Consider the following 24,289-nt stretch of genomic DNA (forward strand, 5'->3'; position numbering starts at 1 on the left):
TGTTTAGCACTATATAGCAGCGCTAAACGATATTTTTATTAATTTTAGGATATTTATTCACCTTAATATGTTTTGTTTTTGGGATGTTTATAACTAAGGTATATTCACCTTTTATTTTTTCAATATTTTGAAACTTGGTTATTAACACAGAAGGTTTATCAAAAAATCATTGTTCATAAATTTTTGTAAGTTCCTTAGCTAAACATATATTGACATTATCATTAAAAACATTATAAATATCTTTGATGGTTTGAAGTAGTTTATGTGGTGATATAAAGAAAATATATGTTCCTTCAGATAAATTAGTAAGTTGATTCTTTCGCTGCTGACTTTTATCTTTGATAAAACCTAAAAAAGTAAAATTATTAGAAAATCCGGAACCAACAAACGCTGTTGTTACTGCAGAAACACCAGGAATTATTTCAATATCATATCCGTTATTTCTTGCAAGATTAATAATACTAAAACCAGGGTCAGAAACAACAGGCATCCCAGCATCGGAAACCAATCCGACATTTTTTTGTGCTTGCAGATAGTTTAAAATAATTTTAGCAGTAGCATTTTCGTTAAAAGCATTATTAGTAATCAATGTTTTTTTGGTTATACTAAAATGTTCTAATAGTTTGGTAGTTACTCTGGTATCTTCACAAGCAATTATGTCTACTTTATTTAAAGTTTCAACAGCGCGAAATGTTATATCCTTAAGATTACCTATTGGAGTTCCTATTATATATAACTTACTCATATAACCTTCTAAGTTTAATTAATAAAGCAACTTTTTGCATCTCAAAATTACTGTTATAATCTGATAAATTTTTGTTAAATTCAAGCATTAATTTATTAGCAGAATTAACTTGTCGAATATTTTGTGTTTTTCTATTTATTAATCTATATATTTTGTCCAATTCTTTATATTTATAATTTAATAAATTACTGGTTTGAAATAGGTATTTTAATGCATTTAAGAAAAAAATATTTTCTTTTTTTAGATTTTGATTTAAAAAATCTAAAAATAAATTAAGTGTATATTTTGAATTATTTTGTAAGAGTTGTTCAAAATAAGTTATTAATTGTTTTAAAATTACTATATGCTGCTCATTTTCACTAAAATTTTGGTATCAATTTTCCTTATTTGGTTTTTTTAAAAAAGGGATAAGATTAATAATTTGAGATCGTGAAATAATTGTTGGTAAAACCTTATTTATCTTGCTGGTGGTAGCGAAAATAATTGTATTATCATTTGGTTCTTCAATAAATTTTAAAAAACTATTTATTGTAATATGTGTAGTATGATCGATATCTTTAATTATTATAATGGTTTTTTGATTATTATTTTGTTGAAATTGTGCTTGATAAACTACTGCTTGAACATCATCTTTTTTAATTATATCTTTGCTTCCATCGATTAAATAAATATTATTTGTAAGTTTGCTTAAAGATGTGTCTGGTGCAAATTTAGTATTATTAATTATGTTAATAAGTTGCAATAAAAAATTATCAACATTATCTGAATTAGTTTTAAAAAGGTATAAATGTGACAATTTATTTTCTTTATTTAACTCATCGAATTTAGTTAGTATCTGGTACATTTTTATTATTTATATAACTTAAAAATTTAGGATTTTGATGGAGTTTATCAACAACCTCCTTACATACTACATCAGCATTTTCAGAACCATCAACAATAATAAATCTTGAAGGATTTTCAGAAATAAGTTTTTGATAACCTAAATAAACATCTTGATGGAACTGCATTTTTTCATTATCGAGACGATCCTGAACTAAACGATTTTTATCACGGCGTTCCTTGCTTTTTTCAGGTGTAATATCAAAGAAAATAGTCAAATCAGGTATTGCATTATCAATAATTAAATTTGTTAGTTGTTTAACAAAATCATATCCTAACTTACGTGCGAACCCTTGATAAGCATAGAAACTATCAATATAGCGATCACAAAGCACTAACTCACCTTTTTCTAATGCAGGTCAAATAACTTTCTCAAGATGAATCCTGCGACTGGTCGAGTATAGCATCGCTTCCGCAACAGGTGATAAATCACTATTTTTATCAAGAATAATATCTCTAATCCGTTCTGCTTCAGGGATGTTATGTCCACCTGGTTCGCGTGTTGAAATAAAAGGTAAGTTTGGATATTTTTCTTTGAAATATTGAATAAGTAGGTTTAAAATAGTGGTCTTTCCACTTCCGTCTAATCCTTCGAATGTAATAAACATAAATGTCCTCTATTCATTTTGACGATTTTTTATTGAGAATTTTAAGGTAGTTTCGTCGATATAATCAACCGAAGCACCTAATGGTATTCCAATTGCTATTTGTGAAACATTTAAACCTTTTTCTTTTAATGATTGTTTAAGTATGTTAGTTACAATTTCACCTTTTAAAGTAGGAGAAAGTGCTAAAATAATTTCATCAAAGGTTTGCGCATAGTCTAAAAATTTTTTTATCTCTGGGATGCTTTGATTGTATTGTATTTCATTTTCGATTTTTTTATCAAAAACAAAGTATTTACCGAAGTATATACCTGATTTTTCTATCTTGTTTAAAATAGCGAGACTCTCAATAACTAAAAGAGTGTTTTTGCGATCGAAGTCTGTGCATATTTTGCATTCTTGATTTTCTGTTAATATACTAGTGCAATTTGGACAAAATTTAGTTTTTTCCTTAATTTTTTTAATTTCATTTGCGAGTAAATTAACACTACTTTGATCATTTTCAAAAATCCAGTAGATAAATTTTTCAACTGTTTTTTTACTAAAACCTGGTATTTTACTTAGTTTTTGAGAAAGATTTATTATATCATCTGAATCAAACATAGTAATTAAAAAGGAAGTCCACCAGGCATTTCTTTTGGTGCTATTTTATCTTGTTCTTCATTGATTTTATCAACCAATGCATTAATTGTAACGATTAATAAATCTTCAAGCAGTTCTTTGTCATCTGGATCTATTAAAACTGGATCGATATCAATACTTTTTATTTGAATATCACCGGTAGCCACAATTTTAATCCCTTGTTTTTCTACCTCAAATTCTTGTTTTGAAAATGCATCTTGTTTGATTTGCATCTCTTTTTGTAATTGTTTTACTCTTTTAATAAAATCTGCATTCATAATTTGCCTTTCTATGATTTTCAAGTTTTTTTATAGATATATTTCGAAGCTTCAATTTGATCTTCGCGATCGTTCGGAATAACATTAATAAGTTTTTCAGGTTGATGTATAGGATTTTTGAGTTTATAATTACCTCTACGATATTCAGTGACAAGCTTTTTAATATTTTCACGATCATTAGAATTTACAAAATATAATCATTTATATCCATCACCATAAACATAATCTATAAACTTCTGAAAATCTACTTTATATTTATTTTTATTTAATAATTCAATCATTTTATCATCATTACACTGAAAAATAATTGCGTTTTTTGTTGCTACTAAAATATCAATTACTCTAAATCATTCAAAAAAACGATTTAAATCTACTCGATTATTAGTAAATTCAGCATCTTGTTTTAGTTTGTTATAAACATCTTTTGTGCTGCGATTGTTACGATCTTGTTGGATTCATAAAACTAAATTCAGCATACTTTCCATTTCGTCTTCACCTTCTCACTGATATTTGATCGGTTGATGATTATGTGGGATATTAATCTCAATTGTATTGTTAAATAATTGTTCTGATGTATCAATATCAGTAAGTATATTACTTTCTAAATCTTCTTTGTTTCCGTTATGTTCGTTAGATGAAAGAATAAATTCATTAGTTTTCAGTAACAATTCTTTTGTATGCTGCATTGTTTCATCTACATCAGTGTAGTTGATATCTGCATTTGTCTTAGGTTCAACTTCAAGATTATTAAACTTTGATTTTAAAAAATCATCACCTGTAAATAATTCATTTAGTTTATTTTCTTCTAAAATAGGTGACTCAGTTACCTGTTCTTTATATGGTTGATTAATAAAATTTATTTCATCATTTTTTTCAGGTATTTTCTTTCCTTGATTTTGAGTGTGATTTGCTTTAATTTTAGGTGAATTATCCAAATCAACTATATTAATAAATCCTGTTTCAATTAGTTTAAAAGGTTCTTCACTTTTTGTTATTTTAGTTAAAATATCATAAATATTCTTTGATATTTTAACTGCTAAATCATTATTTAAAGGAAGTTTATAAAAATCATCCTGATTAATATGATGCAATATTTGCACATCGTAAGTTTTAGAAAAAATAATTCATTCCTTTAAAACTTCTAAAATTGATATTAGAAAATATTTTGGATCAATTCCATCTTCTTGCATATGCTGAATCAATTTTAAAATATTAATAATATCGTCATTTTTTAAATAAATAATTAAATCAATAATTTTTTGCGATGACATCAAACCAAAATTGTTTACCACATCTTCTAATAAGATTTTATTATCATTAAATGAACTAGCTTGTTCAGCAAGTGAAAGTGCATCACGCATCCCCCCAGAAGCAAGAGAAGCAAGTGCTTTAAGAGCATTTTCTTCGAATTTAATATCTTCTTTTATCAAAATACTTTTAAGTTGCTTGACGATTTGTTGTTCGCTAATTCGCTTAAAATTAAATCTTTGAACCCTTGATAAAATTGTTAAAGGAATTTTTTGTGGATCAGTAGTTGCAAGGATGAATATCACATGTTTTGGAGGTTCTTCAAGTGTCTTAAGCAAAGCATTAAAGGCACTTTTAGTTAGCATATGCACTTCATCGATAATGTATACCTTAAAGTGCCCATTGATAGGAACCTGTTCAACTTTTTCTTTTAAATCACGAATTTCTTCAACTCCATTGTTTGAAGCAGCATCCATTTCAATAATGTCAAAATTATCATTATAGTTTGCTAAACAACTTTCACAAGCCTGAGTCAAATCGTGTGTATGCATACAATTTAGTACATTAGCAAATATTTTAGCAACTGACGTTTTACCAGTTCCTTTTGGGCCACTAAATAAGTAAGCATGATGTATTTTGTGAGTCTTAAGTATGTTTTTTAATGTCTCAATAATATGTTCTTGACCTATAACATCAGCAAAAGTTTTAGGTCGATATTTTCGATAAAGTGCCTTATGTTCCATTATCCTCCTTTGCTTTTATTTTGTATTTTATAAATTATAAATTAAATTTATTAAGTTTATAAAAAACTATAAAAATAACAAGAAAAAATAATTTATATTGTTTTCATAAATTGCTATAAATCCTTGATAAGTAAGTAAAAAAGTTTAAAAAAACCCGTTTGGGTTAAATTATTGTGCTTGTGCTAATCTTTCTTTTCTTCTTAAATCTCTTGCATGTTCTTTAGAAAGTTTTTTAGCTCTTTTTTCTGCGATCATTTTGTTTTTAAGTCTAACTTCTTTACGCATAAATTTCCTTTTTATTATATATTAAGTTTATTTTAAAACAAGTTCTTTAATTTTACCAAAAAAAGAAGTAAAAACAAATCATTTTTAATTTATTAATTTACTATTTTGATTTCACTTGTAAAAACAAATCATCTAGTTGTTGAGTTTCAACTGATGAAGGCGCATTAGTGAAAACATCTTGATTCTTAGAATTCTTAGGAAATGCAATTGTATCGCGTATTGTGTTTAAATTAGCTAAAATCATAACGATTCGATCGATACCGAGTCCGATTCCACAATGTGGTGGAACTCCGTAATCTAAAGCCTTTAAAAAGAAACCAAATTTACTTTCTTGTGCCTGCTTATCCAAACTGATTAAATCAAACATTTTTTCTTGCACATCTTTATCATAAATGCGTGCAGAACCCGAACCTAATTCATAACCATTTAATACTAAATCATAACTTTTAGCTTTTATATCAGATTTATCCATTGCATCGATTTGCGATAAATCGTGATCAAATTGTGTGAAAGGATGGTGTGCAGCTGCTCATTTGTTGTTTTCTACATCATATTCAAACATTGGAAATTTAGTAATTCATTTAAAATTAAATTCATCTCTAGCTCAATTAAATCAGGTGTTTAGTTCTACCCGCAACGCACCAAGTGCTTGTGAAGCATTTTCAAAGGTATTAGCAACAATTAAATATGTTCCATCAGCATAATTAAACTCTTTTAAGAGTTGTTCAACTGAATCGCCTGCTTTTGAAGCAAAATTACTTGCTGTAACTATTTTTTGCTCTACCACCAAGAAAAATAAAGCATTTGCCTTATTTTTCTTTGCGATCTCTTCTAATGTTTTAAGTTGTTTTTTGTTTAGTGTTTCATTTATTTTCAAGAGTCTTTTTGCAGGAGCGTTTTTGATGATATCAAAATTAGAATTATTGCAAAAACTATTAATATCAACTATTTTTTGCTCATATCGAAAATCCGGCTTATCACTACCATAATTTCTGATGCAATCATCATAACTGACACGATCGAATGGTATTTTAATATCAACATTCATAACTTTCTTCATTAAATATCGAAACATTTCTTCAACCTTGCTTTGAAAAATTTCAACATCCAAAAAAGATGTTTCTATATCCAACTGGGTAAATTCTGGTTGTCGATCTTTTCTCGAATCTTCATCACGAAAACATCTAGCAATTTGAAAATATCTTTCAAAACCCGAAATCATTAACAGTTGTTTAAATAGTTGCGGCGATTGTGGTAGTGCATAAAAAGAATTTAAATCACGTGTGGGAACTAAAAAATCGCGTGCCCCTTCAGGTGTTGCTTTAGATAGAATAGGTGTTTCAATTTCTAAAAATTCGTTATTTTGCAAATATTCTCGCATCGCAAAAATCACTTTATTTCTTAAAGCGATTGTTTTTTGCATTATTGGTCTCCGTAAATCTAAAAACCTATGTTTGAGGCGAATTTCTTCTTTGACATCGATATCATCTCGGATTTGAAATGGTAATTCTTTTGCAGTTGATAAAACTTTATATTCTGAAACCACTACTTCTATTTGCCCTGTTGGTATTTGAACGTTTGGATCTTTACGTTTAACAACTTGTCCTGTAATTTCTAAAACACTTTCTTTTGTAAAATTAATTGCTTGATTAAAAACCAGTTGAGTAATACCGTATTTATCACGTAAATCAACAAAATTTAATTCACCAAAACGACGTTTATTTGCAACTCAACCATATAAAGTTACTTGCTGTCCTATATTTCGGATATTTAACTCATTATTTTTAATTGTCTTATTCATTCTATACTTCACTTTCATATTGAGCAATAAAATCACTCACTACTTCGGGTTCGAAAACATCTGCATCATTGATAAATTTAAGTAAATCAATAACACCATCACTATTTAAATAAAATTGCATTTTATCACCTGTTATAAGATTTTTGATATAAAAAGAGTTATGAGGTAGTAATTTATCATCTGTAATTAAAAAAACTGCATTTAATTTTTTTGCTTTTTCATATATTTTTTTGGATTTCATTAGATGAAAATCCATATGATAAAAATTAGTTAATCCATTTAAATCGTAGTGAGCTAAATGAAAAAGCTTTTCTAGATTTTCGTCGCTTACTGATGCAGCAAAATAAATATCGACTTTTTGATTTTGCATTTGTTGTAACGGTTCCGTATTTTCAATAATATTTTCTCGAATTAATTCAATGCAACGATCTATTCCAAATCCGAAACCAACACTTGATACATCTGGACCGCCTAATTCAGCGACTAAATTTGAATAACGACCACCACCGATTAATGTGTCTTGAGAACCTACTTTATCGGATTTTACTGTTATTTCAAAAACAAATTCATCATAGTAATCTAGTCCTCTCACAAGTTCTGGTGCAACATAATATTTAATATCATAAAAATCTAGCATACCTTTAATTTCTTCAAAATATAACTTCGATTCTTTACTTAAATAATCTTGAATATTTGGAGCTTTATGCATAAAAGGTAGTTTAGAATCAACTTTGTCATCTAAAATTCTAAGAACTTTTTTATCTTTAAGACGCTGCTGCGAAATCTCGCTTAATTGAGATTGGTATTTTGTTAAGAATTCAGTTAAGGCATTTTCATAATTTGCTCTAGTTTGTTTATCTCCAATTGAGTTAATTTTAAGCACATATTTTATATCTAATGCTTCTAAAATATCAATAGCAACTTGCACAACTAAGAAGTCTTTTAAATATGATTTAGGACCAACAAACTCAATTCCTGCTTGATAAAACTGTCGATAGCGTCCTTTTTGTGGTTGTTCGTAGCGAAACATTGGCATATTGTATGCGAATTTTTCGTTTACTAATGTATATCACTTATTTTCAATAAAAGCACGCACAAAAGATGCGGTTCCTTCAGGACGCAAACATAATGAACGATTCGATTTATCTAAAAATTCATACATTTCTTTTTTAGCAATTTCTGATTCATTAACAGAACGTTTGAATAATTCAGATGTTTCAAGTACTGGTGTTTCGATCATTTTAAAACCATAATTTGCACATATATCTGAAAATACCAAGTTTACTAAGTCTTTAATTTGATATTCTACAATATCATAATCCTTTGTTCCTTTTACTTTAGAAATCATATTTCTCCTTTATTATATTTTACTTTAATTTTGTTTATTAAGATATTTCTTTACATATTTAATGATTATGTTGTTTAGATGCAAACCTTTAAATTTATTTAAATAATATTTAATTTGTGTGTATTCAAAATTATGTTCTTGCTTAAATATCAAACTTTCTCGATTAAAATCATAATATATGCAGATATTGAAAACTTGTTGCTTTTTATTTTGGATTTCAAGGTTTAAAAATTCATAACTATAGGTGTTATATGCATTTAGTTGTTCTATTCTAGATATTCGATAATTTCTTGATATGGATTGATTTACTTGAAAGAATGTAGCAAGATTAGTTGCTTTAAAAAAAGGTATTTTGATTTTTTTAACTATATATATAGTATTTTTGAAATAATTACGCATCTTCAAATATTTATAATCAAGTAAATTATTGTTATTTTTATAAGAAAGCAACATCTGACAAATATCGATAATGAATTGTAAATTACTAAATTCTAATGCTTGATTATTATTTGCACAAAAATGTTCTAAAATATTAGCAAATAAAACATTTTTAGTATCAGATTTTTCAGCAAATTCATAAGGGATATTGAAGTTATTTAATAAATTAATGATATTTTTACTAACACTATGAGTTATTATAACCTTATTTTGCTGAAGTTTATTTTCATTCTTTCACTGTAAAAAGAAATAGTTAATATAAAAATAAATTAATTCTTCGTTATTTATTTTTATATATCTGTCATTAATATTGAAAAAAAAATTATAACGGTTTTTTTTATCAAAAGTAATTAAAAAATCAGTTTTAGATTTTTGATAGGTAAAAAGGTTTCATTTAAAGAAAATTCAAAATAAATTTTTACTTCGTTCTTGGATTCTTAGGTTTGAAGCTTCTTTTACATTAAAACCTAGCGAATTTAGCAAACTCTGTAAGATATTGTTATCAACAGGATTGTTTATAGCAATTTTAATATTTAAATTATTGCGATCAATTTGATTTTCAAGGAAAAGATGTTTTTGATTTTCAAGTTTTAATTTGTAAAAAGAAAAAAATTTATCTATTTTTAAGATAAACAAATTATAAAAATTATGCAATATAATTTGTTTATCAAATTCAAAAACATTGTTTAACAGTTGTTTTTGCTCGTTTACAGAAATCAAAAATAAATCATGATAAATTTTAATGTAGTAATTATTATTAAATGGATTTTTATATAAATAAATATAATAATCAACATCAATACCTAATGTTGTGTTTATAATAATAAATTCATTTATAACATTAGTATTATATTCGAGTAGCTTTATGCTTTTATGTGAAAAAGATCGCTTAAATAACTCATATATTTTTGCATCAATACCTTCAGAGTGTCCTAACAAAAGAGTTTTATTGCGCTTTTTAATATTTATCAACAAACTCTTGGTAATTGCTATTAGTGTATATATGTTAAAACAATGCATTGAAAAAGGATTATCACAGTTAAATTCGATACCTAAATTAGTTGCTTTTACTTTATATTCAGGATTAGAATTAGCAAGCCTTATATGATTGAAAAAATCAGGAAGTGAAATTATTTCAATTCCTTCGTTATAATAAAAAGAATGTCAATTTTTGATTTTCTGCTCACTAAATTTCATCTTTGATATTATATATTTTTATCATAAATTTATTCATATTTCATTTGCTCAAAATTTTTGAATTTGTTTTTATATCTTTATATTTTTTAAATATAATTATCATATGAAAACATTGGGAATAATAGTAGATTCTTTTTCTGGTTTATCAGTTGCACAAGCAGATGAACTAGGTTATAAATTTTTACCTTTACAAGTAGAAATCGATGGAGAAAGTTTTGAAGATGGATATGTATCAAATCTCGAAATACTAAAAAAGATATCGGTTACATCTAAAATTAAAACTTCATTACCAAAAATAGACAAGATGACTCGAATCATTCAAGATGCAGCAAAAAACTATGATGATGTGATTTATTTAGGTATCTCACAGCATTTATCTAACACTTTTATGCAAGCTCGTAGTATTTCAATGGAACTGTCAAATGTGCATATAATGGAAAATCACTTGTTTGGCAATCAAATTGTTCGAACAGTTGCACATCTTAAAAAAATGTATGAAAACGGTGCGAGCATTAACCAACTTTTTGAAACATTAAATAATATTAATGAAACATCAAGAACATTTATTGTTCCTTATCGTTTAGAATATTTAATTAATGGTGGTAGGTTGTCTGGTATTAAAAAATTTCTTTTATCTAAATTAAAAGTATACCCTGTATTAAGCTATAACGAAGAAGGTAAAGTTAAATCAGTGGCAACAAAATGAAACTTTAAAAATGCTACTGCTAAGGCATTTGATTTAGTTAATGAGTTTATAGATAGTTTAAAAAACATAGACAAAAATGCTAAATATTATGTAGATTTAATTTCAGGTGTTAATGATGAAGTTAATCAAGCAATTACATCTGATCAATTTATCAAGGCAAGCACACAAATAACAACTCCATTACCTATTGCAGCACATACTGGTCCAGAAGCATTTGCAGTATCTGTGATGGTAGAATTAGAAAAAAATGAGTAAAAAACAAACAAATATAAATACAGACACCAAAGATAAAATAGATCTTCAATATACTACATTAGTAAATTCAATTATTAAAGAAAATACATTACCTAAAGAAGCAATAAAAAAATATCGTAGAAATACTTGAATATATGTAATTTCAATAATTTCAATTTTGCTTTTAATCGTAATTGTAGGAATAATTATTTGACAAATTATTGTGCATGTAAAATAGCAGAAATTATGCTATTTTTATTATAGATGATTATGGTTTATTAGTGGTATTTAGATATAAATCTTTTAGATATTCATAAAACTCAATTGTATTATCGTTTGAGATATTTTGGTTAATACTTACATTTTCATTTTCATCAAGATATTTTATATTCATTCATAATTGACGCTAATTATATTGTGTATCAACAATAAGTTATCATAAATATTAGAAGTATGCTTTGATATATTAATTTTCAATTATAATTATGTTTATACACATAATTATTTTGTATTAAAAATGATATTCAATATAATAAGAATTATTGAAAAGAGAAGAAAAATAATAATTATGAAAATAGCTGAAAAAAACATGAACAAAAAATTATAAAATATAATCAAATAATTTAAATTACAATCAAATTATGATAAAATAAATACTAGTGGTCGCGTAGCTCAGATGGACAGAGCACGAGCCTTCTAAGCTTGTGGTCAGAGGTTCGAATCCTCTCGTGATCGCCATTTTTTTATACTTTTTATATAGAGCAAAATAAAACCATCATAATTGATGGTTTTTTAATTACTCAGTTGCATTAAGCGCTAGTTGAACTAATGTTTTAACCATTGCACCAGTTGGTTTTCCACCTTGTTCTGCTGTCCCAGCAACATCTAAATGAATATATTCAATCCCTTCGGTAAATTCTTTTAAAAACATTGCTGCTGAACAACTTCCACCACCTGCACCAGATAAGTCAGTGTTTTTAAGGTCAGCTACAACTGAATTTTTAATTTCCTTAGCAAATGCTTCATCAAGAGGCATTCTTCATACTAGTTCATGTTGAGATTCTGCCGCATCCTTTAAATCATCTCATGCTTTATCAGTTGTTGCTCAAACTCCGGTATAGGTACTTCCGAGCGAAACAAGGATTGCTCCAGTTAAAGTTGCAACATCCACAAGTCTTGTTGCTTTCAGATTTCTAACTGCATATGTTAACCCATCTGCCATTACTAATCTTCCCTCGGCATCGGTATTATTAATTTCAACAGTTTTTCCGTTCATACTGGTTCATACCGAATCAGGTAATGATGCATCACCATTTACTCGGTTATCTGTAATACACATTACAGCAGCAACATTGGTTTTAGGTTTTAATTGAGCGATTGCTTTCAATGCACTTGCTACAAATACAGAACCAGACATATCAAATTTCATTCCAAGCATTGAACGACTTGGCTTTAGTGAATATCCACCTGAATCAAAGGTAATTCCTTTTCCTACATAAACTGTTTTGGCTTTTGAATCTGGATTCCCGTTATATTCAATCACAACAACTCTAGGTTCATACATACTTCCACGATTAACAGAAAGAAGTAATCCCATTCCAAGTTCTTGGATTTGTGCTTTGTTTAATACTGTTACTTTTAAATTGTCATATTTAGTTAAATATTCAACAACAGTTTTAGCTAAATATTCAGAGTTACAAATGTTAGGTGGCATAATTTGTAAATTTCTTGCGTAATTAACTGCATCTGCTAAAACATTTGCACTATAAAGTTTGTGTTCATATCTTTGTGGGTCTGTTGTTGATAAAAAGCTTACTGCAAATTTTTCTGGTTTTTTAGAAGTTTTTGCATTGTAAATATCTGCATTTACATATTTATATGCATTTGTAAATGCATCTACAACACAAGGAATACAAACCTTTCCGCGAACAAATGAATCAAGATCGATTTGTAAATTGCGAACTTGTGATGCGAATAATCCCTTAGCGAATTTTGAGACTACATTATAGTCATATTTTTCTTCTGTTCCGAAGTAAACTAATGCTTCATTTCTGTCAAAGTATTCAGTTACAACCGATTCTTTTTCAACTAAGGTTTTTGGATAACTGTCACCTTTAAAAACAGCTTTTAAAAGCATTGATGAATTTCTTGTATTTTCTACTTTTACCATTTATTTCCTTTCTGGTTTTGATTATATCAAAATATTTATTTTACACTTATAAATTGTATTTGTTTGTTGATATAGTTGTTTTTTTGTGTATGTTTGTCTTCACTGTAAGGAAATAAAAAAAAGAAAAAATTAATAAATTATCTTTATTTATGAAATTAATTTCATAAATAAAGATAAAAACTTATATATTTTAGGAACATAATTTACAAATTTTATCTAACTTTTCTCCCTTATATACAGTTGAAAAAGAAATTTATTACTTTTACAGTACTACAAAATAAAAATTTATTTTTTTCATTTTGTAAATTTTTTAAATATGCTTTATCAAGAATTTAATAAGGCTATTTATGTTTTAAATGTGTGTTTTTAAATAATTTTAAATGTTTTTGTTAAAAAACTAAAAAACAACTTATTATTTAATTTAAATTCTTATTTTTTGTTATATTTTAAGAATCCAAAAAATCTTTTTGTCTTATTTTTACCTGCTTGTTAAAAATTTATTTAAAGTTATCATCATTGAATAATGATTTCCTTTGTTTATTCTTGTTCACTTTACCCAATTTATATACTTATCTAAATTTTTACTTGAAACTCCGTTATATACATTTTCAATTAATTCTTTAATCTTGCGATGAAAATTATTAACATTTTGTATATGTAATTTTTCCCTTACACTTTTTGTTTTATCTGAATTTTCTTTATAAACAAAAGATTTTTTCTTAGAAGCACCAACAATATAATGAGATGCACCTATCTTATTTATAAAAGGTTTATATGATGTTTCCCCATCAGTTATAAATTTTGCAGATTCAGGATTTTTAACTTTGTATTTAAAAGCAAAATATAGTTTTTCTGCAGAAGGTTTACCTTTTCCTAAATAAGAAATTGCGATTCCCCATTTCTATCAACCATAGTAGAAACACAATCTAAATCACTATTTATACCTCTTTTTGAGTTATAGTATAAAGATTTTCCACGTTTTCTTGCTGCTCTACCTATTCCGTTCTTTTGTGTCTCACCTTTTTTACATCAAGAAAATATATTTCGTCAAGTTCTGATTATTCCACTACTGACATCTGATTCTTTTTGCTTAGATTTAATAAAATCTAATAATTTTATGTCTTCAAACAAAAGCTTGTTTTTTAAATTAATTCCACAAATCGCTGCAGTTTCTTTAAGTGTTAATTTCTTTAAATGACACTCAAGAAACATTTTGATATTTAAATTTCGATGTGTTTTTCTTAGCCTTTCAAAAACTGTTCCAGTGCAATTACTAAAAGTTTTCTTACAATCTAAACATTCTATAACGAGACGATGTTGTTTGTTGAACCGTGCTTGTGTATCTTTACAGTATCCACATCTATGACAATATTTAGGTTTTTCTATTGTTATATCTTTACTATTATTTCATGAAGTAATATAAGATGCTAATACTTCTTTAACATCATTCGGAAGGTCAGTAAATGACTTTATTCATGAATTTGTAATTAATTTTAGTTGTTTGAGTTTTTCATCTTTTGTTGACATTACTAAATTATACATTATTTTCAAATAAAACACATTTAAAACATATATAGCCTCTGAAATATTATTCAAAACTTTACATAGTTACAATGTATAAAAATTATATAGCATAAAGCAGGATTAATCACTTTTTACCAGTTTTTTTAATACCATAAAAAGTTTAATTTAAGATTTTTCTGTTTACTTTTTATAATAAAACACCTTTATATAAAAATATAAAAACAAAATCTGAAAAAGTGACTTGTAGCAAATAAAATATTTGCGTAATGCCACAGATATAAAGTTTTTTTGTTTCTTTTTTCAAAAAGAAAATTCCCACCTATTTTCGTCATTAGTAGCTGGGGTTAGGGGTGGTAAAAGTGAGAAACCCTTAAAAACATTTGTAGTGTGTATGTTTTAAACGATTTTCCTGTAAGGAAAATCCTAGGCACTGCTTTGGTAAAATATTCATAAATTTTGTTTGTTTGATTTTATAAATTTGTGATGTTATCGAGTTTTTTACGAGCATCTTCTGAGTTCATCTAGTATTTGTTGCAATATTTTTATTTCATCGCCTGTATATTTATCAGATGAAGCAATTTTTCTAATTTTTAAATCAAGTAATTTATTAAAGGAGAAACCACTCGAAAGAAGTCTTGATATGATTTGTACTTCTTTTACCCCTACTTACAAGCGTTTTTTCGAATGCTATTTTCTCATAATGAGTCATATCTTTTGTAGATATCGGTTTTGCTTCATATCTTTTATTTTTGGTTCTAAAATATAATTTTTCGTCTGTTCCTATGACAAATTTTATATCTGTGCTGCTATTAATTTTAATTCTTTTGTCATTTTCATAGGGTGCATAATTTACATTATTATAAGTTACTGCAGCAGCATTAATTTTTCTTTTTATCTCTAAATCAAAGTAATTTTCTAGGTATTCTTTATGTGGTTGTCTAAAGAAATTACTTTGTGGATTTTGTATAACACTTTTTCTTGTAATATTTAAATAATTCATTAATTCACCTATATTATTGGTTCAATTCTTCAATTGTTTTATAATTGTGTGTCTTATTATTCAACTTGGAATTCTCTTTTGTGCAAAAAATCTCAAAAACGTTCAATATGTGGTTTTCCGTTTGATTCAGAAGTGGTTATAAATTCTATTCCTAAATCTCTTACTAGCATTATATGTAGAAGCATTTGATTCAGCAGAATTATAAAAATTCTTTCTGTTATCTGTAATAATCATTTGTGGAATTCCATAATTATTTATCATTTTTTCAATATTTGATTGATGTCCATTTAATGATTCTGCTTTTTTCTCAAAATGTAATGACAAAATTAAACCTGTTGCTACATCAATGGAACCAATTAATGTTATTTCTTTATTATTTAAGAATTTGTGTGAGCATCCATCTCATTTCTACCCTTTGACCAAATGAGAAATTTCGTCTTTGTTCGGTTCTAATTACTTCTTTTTCTTAGGTTTTTTAAAAACCATATTATCAAAAAGATATTCCTTATTCGTTAATTTTGCATACTTTACATATTTTTTGCAGAATTTTTGCCACTTTTATAAGCAAAAGCAGATGTAACACCTAATTTTATTAGTCTTTTATGAAATTGAGAGTAAGATATATCTCGAGTTTATTTTTTCATTATATAAAAACAAACTCAAATATGAATCTGTTGAACTCTTCCTGTCGCTTATGAGGAGTTTTTTATTATTATAATCTTCTGCTAATTTCTTTATCTCTTCATTTGAGTATTTTCAAGCATGAATGTTATCTCTATTCTTATGAAGAACAAATTTTTTAATAAACTTCTTCTCCCTTTTGTATAATTTTCTTATATTTAATAACAGTTACGAGAGATTTTCCGATTTTTTTGCTAAACTCTGTATTGTTAAATCACTAAATTGCATTACTGTTTGTAAATTTATCAGTCTTGTTTTTTCGAAATTAGATAATTCAAAGTTATTGTTCATTATTAAATCCTTACAAAATTATATACTATAGTAATTAGTAAAATTTTGTTTAATAATTCACGAAAACACATTTAAAACATATATAGCCTTTAATAATTTATGGAAAAAATACGCAATTTTTTCCGTATTTAGATATTTTTAAACTAAAATAAATATATTTTACAAGAATAAATGAAAAAATGTTTTATGATAAAAATACATTTCATAATATTAAAAGGAGAATAAATGAAAAAATTCGCAAGAACAGTTTTAGGTGATATTGATCCTAAAGAATTAGGTGTTGTGGATTGCCATGATCATTTAATTAAAAATTATGGTCCTGAAGCACACGAACATCCAGACTTTGTTATGCTCTCAGTCGATGCAGCATTAAACGAAATGGATGAATACATTGCAAAGGGTGGTAAAAGTATGGTTACTATGGACCCACCCAATGTAGGTAGAGATGTTCATAAGATGCTAGAAATTGCAAATGCTTTAAAAAACAAAGCTCATATTATTATGGCTACTGGTTTTCATAAAGCAGCATTTTATGATAAGGGAGCTTCATGATTAGCTTTAGCACCAATTGACGATATCGTTGAAATGGTTAAAGCAGAAATTGAAGTTGGTATGGATGAATACAACTACAGTGGACCAGTTGTAAAAAGATCTAATGCAAAGGCAGGAATTATTAAAGCAGGTACAGGATATGCTGCTATTGATAGACTTGAACTTAAATCATTAGAGGTTGCGGCTCGTTCAAGTATCGACACCGGAGCTCCAATTTTAGTACATACACAATTAGGAACTATGGCATATGAAGCCGCACAACATTTAATTGATTTTGGAGCAAATCCAAGAAAAATTCAATTATCACATTTAAATAAAAATCCTGACAGACTTTACTATGAGAAAATTATTTCAGAACTTGGGGTAACTTTATGTTTTGATGGACCTGATAGAGTTAAATATTACACAGATTTAACATTAGCAGAAAACATCAAATATTTAGTTGACAAGGGGTATCAAAAACACATTACACTTGCATTAGATGCTGGTAGAGTGTTATATCAAAGACACTATGGAGCCGAAAGAGGTAAAGAAACTTTTGGTCTGGGATACTTATTCGATAGATTTATTCCGCTTCTTAAACAAGTTGGAGTTAGCGAAGAAGCAATTCAAGATATGTTAGTAAACAACCCAGCAGAAATCTTGGCTTTTGATGAACCAAGAAAATACGATGTTACTAAAGTAAATCCTAGAGTCTTAGAATTAAAAAAACTATTAAAAGTAAAATAACCTTATTTAAGGACAAATATGATTAAAAAAATTGACTCTAAGAAAAGGAAAGGATTAATCATTGGGTGATCAATATTTGCTTTAATCAATGTTTTCATTATTTTAGTATCAATGTTGGTTAAATCAGCACAACCAAATGATCCAAAGGTGTTACCATGAACACCAAAAGCTGCTGGTGATGCTTTCCTTTTCATGTTTAACAAAGTTTATATGGATAACTTCTTTAAGCAACCTGCATTGTTATTAGGTTCGCTTACATTTGTAGGTTATCTAACCATCGGAAGAGGTTTTCGTGAATCAGTAATCGGATTTTTAAAAACCGTTATTGGATTTATCTTATTACAAATTGGTTCAGGAACCTTAGTTTCCTTAGCTAAACCCGTATTTGAAGGAGTTAAAAATATAGGTCAAGGTGCAGGAATCGTACCATTAGATCCGTATTTTGCATTAGCAAGTTCAAATACATTCTTTGAAAAAGCTTTCTTAGGAAATAATTATGTTTCATTAATCTCATTTGCATTCATCCTTGGATTTGCTGTAAATATTGTTATGGTAGCATTAAAAAGATGAACAAACACAAATAGTTTAATGATAACAGGACATGTTATGATTCAACAATCAGCTGTTGTTACAACCATTTTATATATTATCTTATTCCAAGATATGCGTATCTTTACAGGTGCTTTATCAGCAGGTGAACAAGCAGGAATTATAATTATGTCAGGTATTTTCTTAGGAATTTACTGAGCAGTTGGTTCTGCATCAACTGTAAAAGGAACAAATGCTGTAACACAAAATGCAGGTTTTGCAGTTGGACACCAACAAATGCTTGCAATCGCTACAACATATAAATTAGGTAGATTTTTTGGTAAAAAAGAAGATTCAGCTGAAAACAAAAAACTTCCTTCATACCTTAAAATCTTTGAAGATAACATTTTCACACAAACAATTATTATCTTGCTATTATTCTTAGTATTATTTATTGTATTGTTATCTGTTAATCCGTTTAGTGTTATCGCTCCAGATCACATTAAATTTACCTCAAATTATGCAATATGAAACAATTCATTTGGTGGTGCTAACTTTGGATTAAATATCCTTGGTGGAGCATTGAAAATAGTTGCATCATTAGTTGCAATTATTACTGGGGTTAGAATGTTCATTACAGAACTACAACAATCATTCCATGGAATTAGTGAAAAAATAATTCCTGGTGCAGTTGTAGCTGTCGATGTAGCTGCAGTTTATGGATTTTCAATCAACTCTGTTACATTTGGATTTATTTCAGGGGTAATTGGGCAATTTATCGCAGTAGCAATTATTGGTGGATTGTCAGCAATTCCAAACCAAAAATTCTTTAATATTGCAATACCATTATTTATCACCTTATTCTTTAATTCAGGATCATTAGGTGTATATGCAAATGCATCAGGTGGATGAAGAGCCGCATTACTTCTACCTGGAATCTTTGGTTTCTTGGAAATTGTAATTATTTCAATTGCGACAAGAGCAATTGATAATTCATACCAATTCATTATTACAAATCACTCACAATTTGCTGATGGTATAGATAAAAGCGCTTTTGTTTCACCTGTTGCAAACGGTTATATTGGTATGGCAGACTGAAACTTATTCTTTGGTTTATTAATGTGAATTTCTTCATACAATTTCATCCTTGCTTGAATCTTAGTTATATTAGCAATAATTGGATTATTGGCATTAGGACAAATTGTAGATAATGGGTCACAAACCAAAAAAACATTTTTACAAAAAATACTTAAGTTACAACCAAAATTAGTTAACAGCTAATTTACTAAGATTAGCCTTGTGCTAATCTTTTTTTCAAAAAAATACTTTTTTATCTATGATATAGATAATAAACATATTATTATATTATTTAGGAGATACATATGGAAACACTTAAAATTATCGCAGCATGTGGTAACGGAATGGGAACCAGCATGATAATTAAACTTAAAGTTCAAAAAATTATGAAAGAACTTGGAGTAAATGCAACTGTTGATGCTTTATCAATGGGTCAATCAACCGGAATGACAAATTCTGTAGATATTATTATTTCATCAAAACATCTTTCAGAAATGTTTAATCACAACCAACGTGCAAAAATTGTTGGTGTTACAAACTTAATGGATGAAAACGAAATTAGAGAAGCTCTTAAAAAAGCACTAGGTTTATAATTATGGAAAAAATTAATTTATTAGAAATACTTAAAAAATATCAAACAGTTAATGTAGGTTTACAAGCAAAAGACTGAAAAGAAGCAGTTTATTTATCAATTAAACCTTTAATTGATAAAAAGCTTGTTGAACCAAGATACTATGATGCTGTAATTGAAAGTACCTTGAAATATGGACCATATTATATTATTGCAAATCATCTTGCAATCCCTCATGCCCAAAGCGAAGCTGGAGTTTTACAAAATTCATTTTCATTAGTAACCTTAAAACAACCAGTTTACTTTGAAAATGATGAGCGTCCAGTTTCATTATTAGTTGCTTTAGCAGCAACTTCTGCTGATGTTCATACATCAGAAGCATTACCACAAATTGTTAGAATTTTTGAACAAGATTCAAATATTGAAGCAATTATAAATGCAAAAAGTAATCAAGAAGTCATCGATATTATTAGCAAAATAGATGCACAAGCATAAAGGAAAATATGGCATTACCACTACTACAAATCGCATTAGATAACTTAACAATTAAAGAAGCAATTGAGTCAGCTTCAAAAGCTGCAAAATATATAGATGTAATCGAAGTTGGAACTATTTTATTAGCTTCTGAAGGAAAAAAAGCTATTTCAGAAATCAAAAAAGCATTCCCAGACAAAATTATTGTTGCCGATGGAAAAATTGCTGATGCAGGAAGAGTATTTGCAAAAATGTTCTTCGAATCAGGTGCAGACTTTACAACTGCAATATGTGCTGCTGAAAATGCTACAATGGCTGATTTAGTAAAATATTCACAAACTTTCGATATTAAAAAAGAAATACAAGTTGAAATGACTACTAACTTCAGATGGGATCAAGTTGAAGCATGACATGCATCAGGTGTTCCACAAATCGTTTGACACCGTGCCCGTGATGCTCAAGTTGCTGGAGTTAAATGAGGTCAAAAAGACGTTGATACAGTCGCAAAACTTGCTAATATGGGGTTTAAAGTAACTGTTACAGGGGGGGTAACAGTTGAAGATATTAAACTCTTTAAAGATATTCCAGTATACATATTCATTGCTGGAAGATCAATCCGCGATGCTGAAGATCCACAGCAAGCAGCAAAGGAATTCAAAGATGAATTTAAAAAATACTGAAACTAAAACCCGTTTTTTAGGCATTTATGAAAAAGCAATCAATAATAAATTTGATTGAAGTCAAAAAATCGATATTGCCAAGGCAGCAGGATTTGATTTTATTGAATTCAGTGTTGATGAATCAGATTTTCGTCTTGAAAGATTAGATTGAAATAATGCACAAATCAATGAATTAAGAAAACTTTTGATTGAAAAGGATTTTTATTTTAATTCAATGTGTTTGTCAGCACACCGTAAATTTCCTTTCGGATCACATGATTTAAAAATTCGTGAACATGCCTTGCTGATAATGGAAAAAGCATTAATTTTGGCTAAAAAACTTGGTATTCGAACTATTCAATTAGCTGCCTACGATGTTTATTATGAAGATTCGGATGAACAAACCAAGCAATGATTTATCGAAGGGATGAAAAAGGTTGCTAAACTTGCATCAAAATATTCTGTAACAGTCGCTTTTGAAACAATGGATACACCATTTGCAGGAACTATTTCAAAATGTTTAGCATTCTTAAAACAAATCGATGCACCTAATTTTTATATCTATCCTGATTTAGGAAACTTAAATCAATTTACCAAAGATATAGAAAATGAAATCTTTTTAGGTGCTGATAAAATCGTAGGTTTTCATTTTAAAGACACTTTACCTAATAAATTCAAAGAAGTTCCATGAGAACAAGGAAGTGTTGATTTTGTACATTCATTGAAGCAGTTAACTAAAAACAATTTAAATGTTCCAATTTTAATTGAAATGTGATCAAAAAACCACCCAGATGAAACTGCTGCAGAAAACATTGAATTGCTAAAACAAGCAAAAGCATTTTATCAAAAAAAATGAAAGGAAGCAAATGGTGAATAAAGCCGAAATTCAAAAACTTAAACAAGAAGTTTATCAAGCTAATATGTTATTATATCAATATAAGCTCGCAATTCATACCTGAGGAAATGTTTCGGGAATAACAGAAGATCGCAAATATATGGTAATCAAGCCATCGGGTGTTTCATATGAAACTATGAGTGCCGATGATATGGTAGTAGTTGATATGGATAATAATGTAATAGATTCTAAACTTAATCCATCATCAGATACTCCTACTCATACTTTATTATATAAAGCAAATAAGAATATCAAAGGTATCGTTCACACCCACTCCCCTTATGCTGTTGGTTTTGCACAAGCAGGTAAGGAAATTAAGTGTTTTGGAACTACTCATGCTGATAATTTTTATGGTTCTGTTCCTTGTACCCGAGAACTAACAGATGATGAAATAAATTGTGCATATGAGCATAATACAGGGTTAGTTATCATCGAACATTTCACTAAAAACAACATAAGTTTTGAATCTACTAGTGCGACCTTGGTTAAAGAGCATGGTCCATTTGTTTGATCGATTAAAAATCCAAAAGATGCAGTTAATTTAGCACTTACCTTGGAAGAAGTTGCTAAAATGGCATTACACACTTTAATTTTAGTTCCTGATAAAGGTCCTGCAAATCAGACTTTACAAAACAAGCATCACTTTCGCAAACATGGACCAAATGCATATTATGGACAAATTAAAAAATAGTGATTTTGAGTATTTGTTTTTTGATTTAGATGGAACCTTACTTGATTCACACAAAAATATTACACCACAATCATATCAAGGCATCCAGAGAATGAGAAGTCTTGGTAAAAAATACTCAGTTATCACAGGAAGACCACATTATTTAGCTAAAGAAGAGTTTTTTAATTTAGATTGCGATTATCCTGCAATTTGCTGCAATGGTTCACTTATTTACGATTTTCAAAATGATCAAATTGTTTATAAAAATCCTATAAATAAAGCATCTGCTAAGGCAGTTTTTGAAGCATTGATAGCATCAGGTGTAGTATTTTTGGTGTATACATGTAACCAAATTTATGGTTTTCATAAAAATGTAGGCAAACCAAGTTGATTTGCTTGATTAGAAGAGACAATTGCTAAACGTAGAAAAGAAAATCAATTTGCATTTGATTATTATGATTTAAATCATCAAAATCCAAACTTTAACACAGATGAACATGATATTTTAAAGTTCTTAGTTATCAAGCGTGATAGTACAGCTGAAAAGACTGATATTTCAGCAATGAAAATTTCAAAGATAGACAATGTATATATTATCAACTCGCAAGTACATGTTTATGATATTATGCCAATCAATAATTCTAAAGGAAAAAGTTTGCAGATTTTAGCAGATAAATATAACATTGATTTAAATAAAACATTGGTATTTGGTGATGAAGATAATGATGTTTCGATGTTTGAAGTTGCTAAATATTCAGTTGCAATGGGTCAAGCACGAGATGAAGTTAAATCAAAAGCAACATTTATCACAAATTCACATGATGAACAAGGGATAGCAAACTTTTTAAATATGTTGGAATAAGAATGAAAGTTAAATATATAAAAATTAATCATATGGAAAACGGATACTGAGTTGTTCCTCCAATATGAAAAGTTTTGACACCAAAATCACGTAATTTTGTTATCAAACATGCTAAATCTTTAGAGGATATTATTAAATATAATCAATGAGAAAACACTAATATTATTTTTTCATTTAATTCTGATAAGGATTTTTATTTGTTTAATAAACTAATGCGAATTCGTGGTTTTGACTTTCAATTACATCGCAATAAAGTTGAAAAGATGGATGAACAAGATTATATAGACTTTCAAATCATTGAAAATCTTATCATTCGTTTTAACATAAAGACAATAAAAAATTTATATTATGGAAGAACTTTCTTTTTTACCAAAGAATATTTTGAAGACTTTTTTCAAAAGAATGCTAAAGGTTTAAAAATATTATATGTTCAATGAACCAGATGAGGTTTTGAGGTTCTTTCAAATGTATAAGA

At 27.8% G+C, this 24,289-nt stretch carries 25 protein-coding genes and 1 tRNA gene; 12 read left to right on the forward strand and 14 right to left on the reverse strand.

Features of this window, described 5'->3' with window-relative positions:
• Window positions 1-22: 22 nt before the first annotated feature.
• The 9 genes from rsmI to ACR82Z_RS01540 form a co-directional block, all read right to left on the reverse strand.
• Window positions 23-745, reverse strand: coding sequence for a 16S rRNA (cytidine(1402)-2'-O)-methyltransferase (rsmI, locus tag ACR82Z_RS01500; RefSeq protein ID WP_435130256.1), 723 nt, complete (start codon window positions 743-745; stop codon window positions 23-25).
• On the reverse strand, window positions 738-1,589 hold the full coding sequence (locus ACR82Z_RS01505; RefSeq protein ID WP_435130259.1) for a hypothetical protein: 852 nt from the start codon (window positions 1,587-1,589) through the stop codon (window positions 738-740). The genes rsmI and ACR82Z_RS01505 overlap by 8 nt, the downstream gene beginning before the upstream one ends.
• A complete protein-coding gene (gene tmk / locus ACR82Z_RS01510; protein WP_435130262.1) occupies window positions 1,570-2,235 on the reverse strand; it encodes a dTMP kinase in 666 nt (221 codons plus the stop codon). The genes ACR82Z_RS01505 and tmk overlap by 20 nt, the downstream gene beginning before the upstream one ends.
• A 9-nt stretch (window positions 2,236-2,244) precedes the next feature.
• Entirely contained in the window at window positions 2,245-2,835 is a 591-nt protein-coding gene (locus tag ACR82Z_RS01515) for a toprim domain-containing protein (protein ID WP_435130265.1), read from the reverse strand.
• 5 nt (window positions 2,836-2,840) lie between these two features.
• Window positions 2,841-3,131, reverse strand: coding sequence for a YbaB/EbfC family nucleoid-associated protein (locus ACR82Z_RS01520; protein WP_435130268.1), 291 nt, complete (start codon window positions 3,129-3,131; stop codon window positions 2,841-2,843).
• An 11-nt stretch (window positions 3,132-3,142) separates the two neighbouring features.
• A complete protein-coding gene (dnaX, locus tag ACR82Z_RS01525; protein WP_435130271.1) occupies window positions 3,143-5,122 on the reverse strand; it encodes a DNA polymerase III subunit gamma/tau in 1,980 nt (659 codons plus the stop codon).
• Window positions 5,123-5,507: 385 nt separating this feature from the next.
• Window positions 5,508-7,208, reverse strand: coding sequence for an aspartate--tRNA ligase (gene aspS, locus ACR82Z_RS01530; RefSeq protein ID WP_435130273.1), 1,701 nt, complete (start codon window positions 7,206-7,208; stop codon window positions 5,508-5,510).
• A gap of 1 nt (window position 7,209) precedes the next feature.
• Window positions 7,210-8,556 carry a histidine--tRNA ligase gene (gene hisS / locus ACR82Z_RS01535; RefSeq protein ID WP_435130276.1) on the reverse strand — a complete coding sequence of 449 codons (1,347 nt, stop codon included), beginning with the start codon at window positions 8,554-8,556 and terminating at the stop codon, window positions 7,210-7,212.
• A 24-nt stretch (window positions 8,557-8,580) separates the two neighbouring features.
• Window positions 8,581-10,191 (reverse strand): MAG5620 family putative phospho-sugar mutase, encoded by a 1,611-nt coding sequence (locus ACR82Z_RS01540; protein WP_435130279.1) that lies wholly within the window; start codon window positions 10,189-10,191, stop codon window positions 8,581-8,583.
• A 103-nt stretch (window positions 10,192-10,294) separates the two neighbouring features.
• Between ACR82Z_RS01540 and ACR82Z_RS01545 the strand changes: the two genes are divergently transcribed.
• Window positions 10,295-11,152, forward strand: coding sequence for a DegV family protein (locus tag ACR82Z_RS01545; protein WP_435130282.1), 858 nt, complete (start codon window positions 10,295-10,297; stop codon window positions 11,150-11,152).
• Window positions 11,145-11,369 (forward strand): hypothetical protein, encoded by a 225-nt coding sequence (locus ACR82Z_RS01550; RefSeq protein ID WP_435130285.1) that lies wholly within the window; start codon window positions 11,145-11,147, stop codon window positions 11,367-11,369. The genes ACR82Z_RS01545 and ACR82Z_RS01550 overlap by 8 nt, the downstream gene beginning before the upstream one ends.
• 30 nt (window positions 11,370-11,399) lie before the next feature.
• Here ACR82Z_RS01550 and ACR82Z_RS01555 read toward each other — a convergent pair whose 3' ends face one another.
• Entirely contained in the window at window positions 11,400-11,525 is a 126-nt protein-coding gene (locus ACR82Z_RS01555; RefSeq protein ID WP_435130287.1) for a hypothetical protein, read from the reverse strand.
• Window positions 11,526-11,792: 267 nt separating this feature from the next.
• Between ACR82Z_RS01555 and ACR82Z_RS01560 the strand changes: the two genes are divergently transcribed.
• A tRNA-Arg gene (locus ACR82Z_RS01560) sits at window positions 11,793-11,869 on the forward strand.
• Between the two features lie 58 nt (window positions 11,870-11,927).
• Here the strand turns inward: ACR82Z_RS01560 and ACR82Z_RS01565 are convergent.
• The 4 genes from ACR82Z_RS01565 to ACR82Z_RS01580 all read right to left on the reverse strand — a co-directional run bounded on the left by ACR82Z_RS01565 (window position 11,928) and on the right by ACR82Z_RS01580 (window position 16,797).
• Window positions 11,928-13,301 (reverse strand): M17 family metallopeptidase, encoded by a 1,374-nt coding sequence (locus tag ACR82Z_RS01565; RefSeq protein WP_435130290.1) that lies wholly within the window; start codon window positions 13,299-13,301, stop codon window positions 11,928-11,930.
• Window positions 13,302-14,174: 873 nt separating this feature from the next.
• Window positions 14,175-14,828 (reverse strand): transposase, encoded by a 654-nt coding sequence (locus ACR82Z_RS01570; RefSeq protein ID WP_435130293.1) that lies wholly within the window; start codon window positions 14,826-14,828, stop codon window positions 14,175-14,177.
• Window positions 14,829-15,432: 604 nt separating this feature from the next.
• Complete coding sequence (locus ACR82Z_RS01575; RefSeq protein WP_435130296.1) at window positions 15,433-16,149, reverse strand: hypothetical protein; 717 nt, start codon at window positions 16,147-16,149, stop codon at window positions 15,433-15,435.
• A 525-nt stretch (window positions 16,150-16,674) separates the two neighbouring features.
• Window positions 16,675-16,797, reverse strand: a complete 123-nt coding sequence (locus ACR82Z_RS01580) for a hypothetical protein (protein ID WP_435128362.1) — start codon at window positions 16,795-16,797, stop codon at window positions 16,675-16,677.
• A 225-nt stretch (window positions 16,798-17,022) separates the two neighbouring features.
• On the opposite strand from ACR82Z_RS01580, the gene ACR82Z_RS01585 reads away from it, so the two are divergent.
• From ACR82Z_RS01585 to ACR82Z_RS01625, 9 genes are all read left to right on the forward strand, one after another.
• Window positions 17,023-18,078 (forward strand): phospho-furanose lactonase, encoded by a 1,056-nt coding sequence (locus ACR82Z_RS01585; RefSeq protein ID WP_435130299.1) that lies wholly within the window; start codon window positions 17,023-17,025, stop codon window positions 18,076-18,078.
• A gap of 18 nt (window positions 18,079-18,096) precedes the next feature.
• Window positions 18,097-19,887 carry a PTS ascorbate transporter subunit IIC gene (locus ACR82Z_RS01590; protein ID WP_435130302.1) on the forward strand — a complete coding sequence of 597 codons (1,791 nt, stop codon included), beginning with the start codon at window positions 18,097-18,099 and terminating at the stop codon, window positions 19,885-19,887.
• A gap of 101 nt (window positions 19,888-19,988) precedes the next feature.
• Window positions 19,989-20,276, forward strand: a complete 288-nt coding sequence (locus tag ACR82Z_RS01595) for a PTS sugar transporter subunit IIB (RefSeq protein WP_435130305.1) — start codon at window positions 19,989-19,991, stop codon at window positions 20,274-20,276.
• Between the two features lie 2 nt (window positions 20,277-20,278).
• Window positions 20,279-20,749 (forward strand): PTS sugar transporter subunit IIA, encoded by a 471-nt coding sequence (locus ACR82Z_RS01600; RefSeq protein WP_435130308.1) that lies wholly within the window; start codon window positions 20,279-20,281, stop codon window positions 20,747-20,749.
• 8 nt (window positions 20,750-20,757) lie between these two features.
• Window positions 20,758-21,414 (forward strand): 3-keto-L-gulonate-6-phosphate decarboxylase UlaD, encoded by a 657-nt coding sequence (locus tag ACR82Z_RS01605; RefSeq protein WP_435130311.1) that lies wholly within the window; start codon window positions 20,758-20,760, stop codon window positions 21,412-21,414.
• Entirely contained in the window at window positions 21,389-22,264 is an 876-nt protein-coding gene (locus tag ACR82Z_RS01610) for an L-ribulose-5-phosphate 3-epimerase (protein WP_435130313.1), read from the forward strand. The genes ACR82Z_RS01605 and ACR82Z_RS01610 overlap by 26 nt, the downstream gene beginning before the upstream one ends.
• The gene (locus ACR82Z_RS01615) at window positions 22,254-22,973 is read left to right on the forward strand and encodes an L-ribulose-5-phosphate 4-epimerase (RefSeq protein WP_435130316.1); all 720 of its coding nucleotides are present in this window, start codon (window positions 22,254-22,256) and stop codon (window positions 22,971-22,973) included. The genes ACR82Z_RS01610 and ACR82Z_RS01615 overlap by 11 nt, the downstream gene beginning before the upstream one ends.
• Entirely contained in the window at window positions 22,954-23,814 is an 861-nt protein-coding gene (locus ACR82Z_RS01620) for an HAD family hydrolase (RefSeq protein WP_435130318.1), read from the forward strand. Before ACR82Z_RS01615 ends, ACR82Z_RS01620 begins: the two co-directional genes overlap by 20 nt.
• A gap of 2 nt (window positions 23,815-23,816) precedes the next feature.
• A complete protein-coding gene (locus ACR82Z_RS01625; protein WP_435130321.1) occupies window positions 23,817-24,287 on the forward strand; it encodes an MPN499 family protein in 471 nt (156 codons plus the stop codon).
• The last annotated feature ends 2 nt before the right edge of the window (window positions 24,288-24,289 follow it).

Source organism: Mycoplasma sp. 6243 (assembly GCF_051200785.1).
Lineage (GTDB): Bacteria > Bacillota_I > Bacilli_A > Mycoplasmatales > Metamycoplasmataceae > Mycoplasmopsis.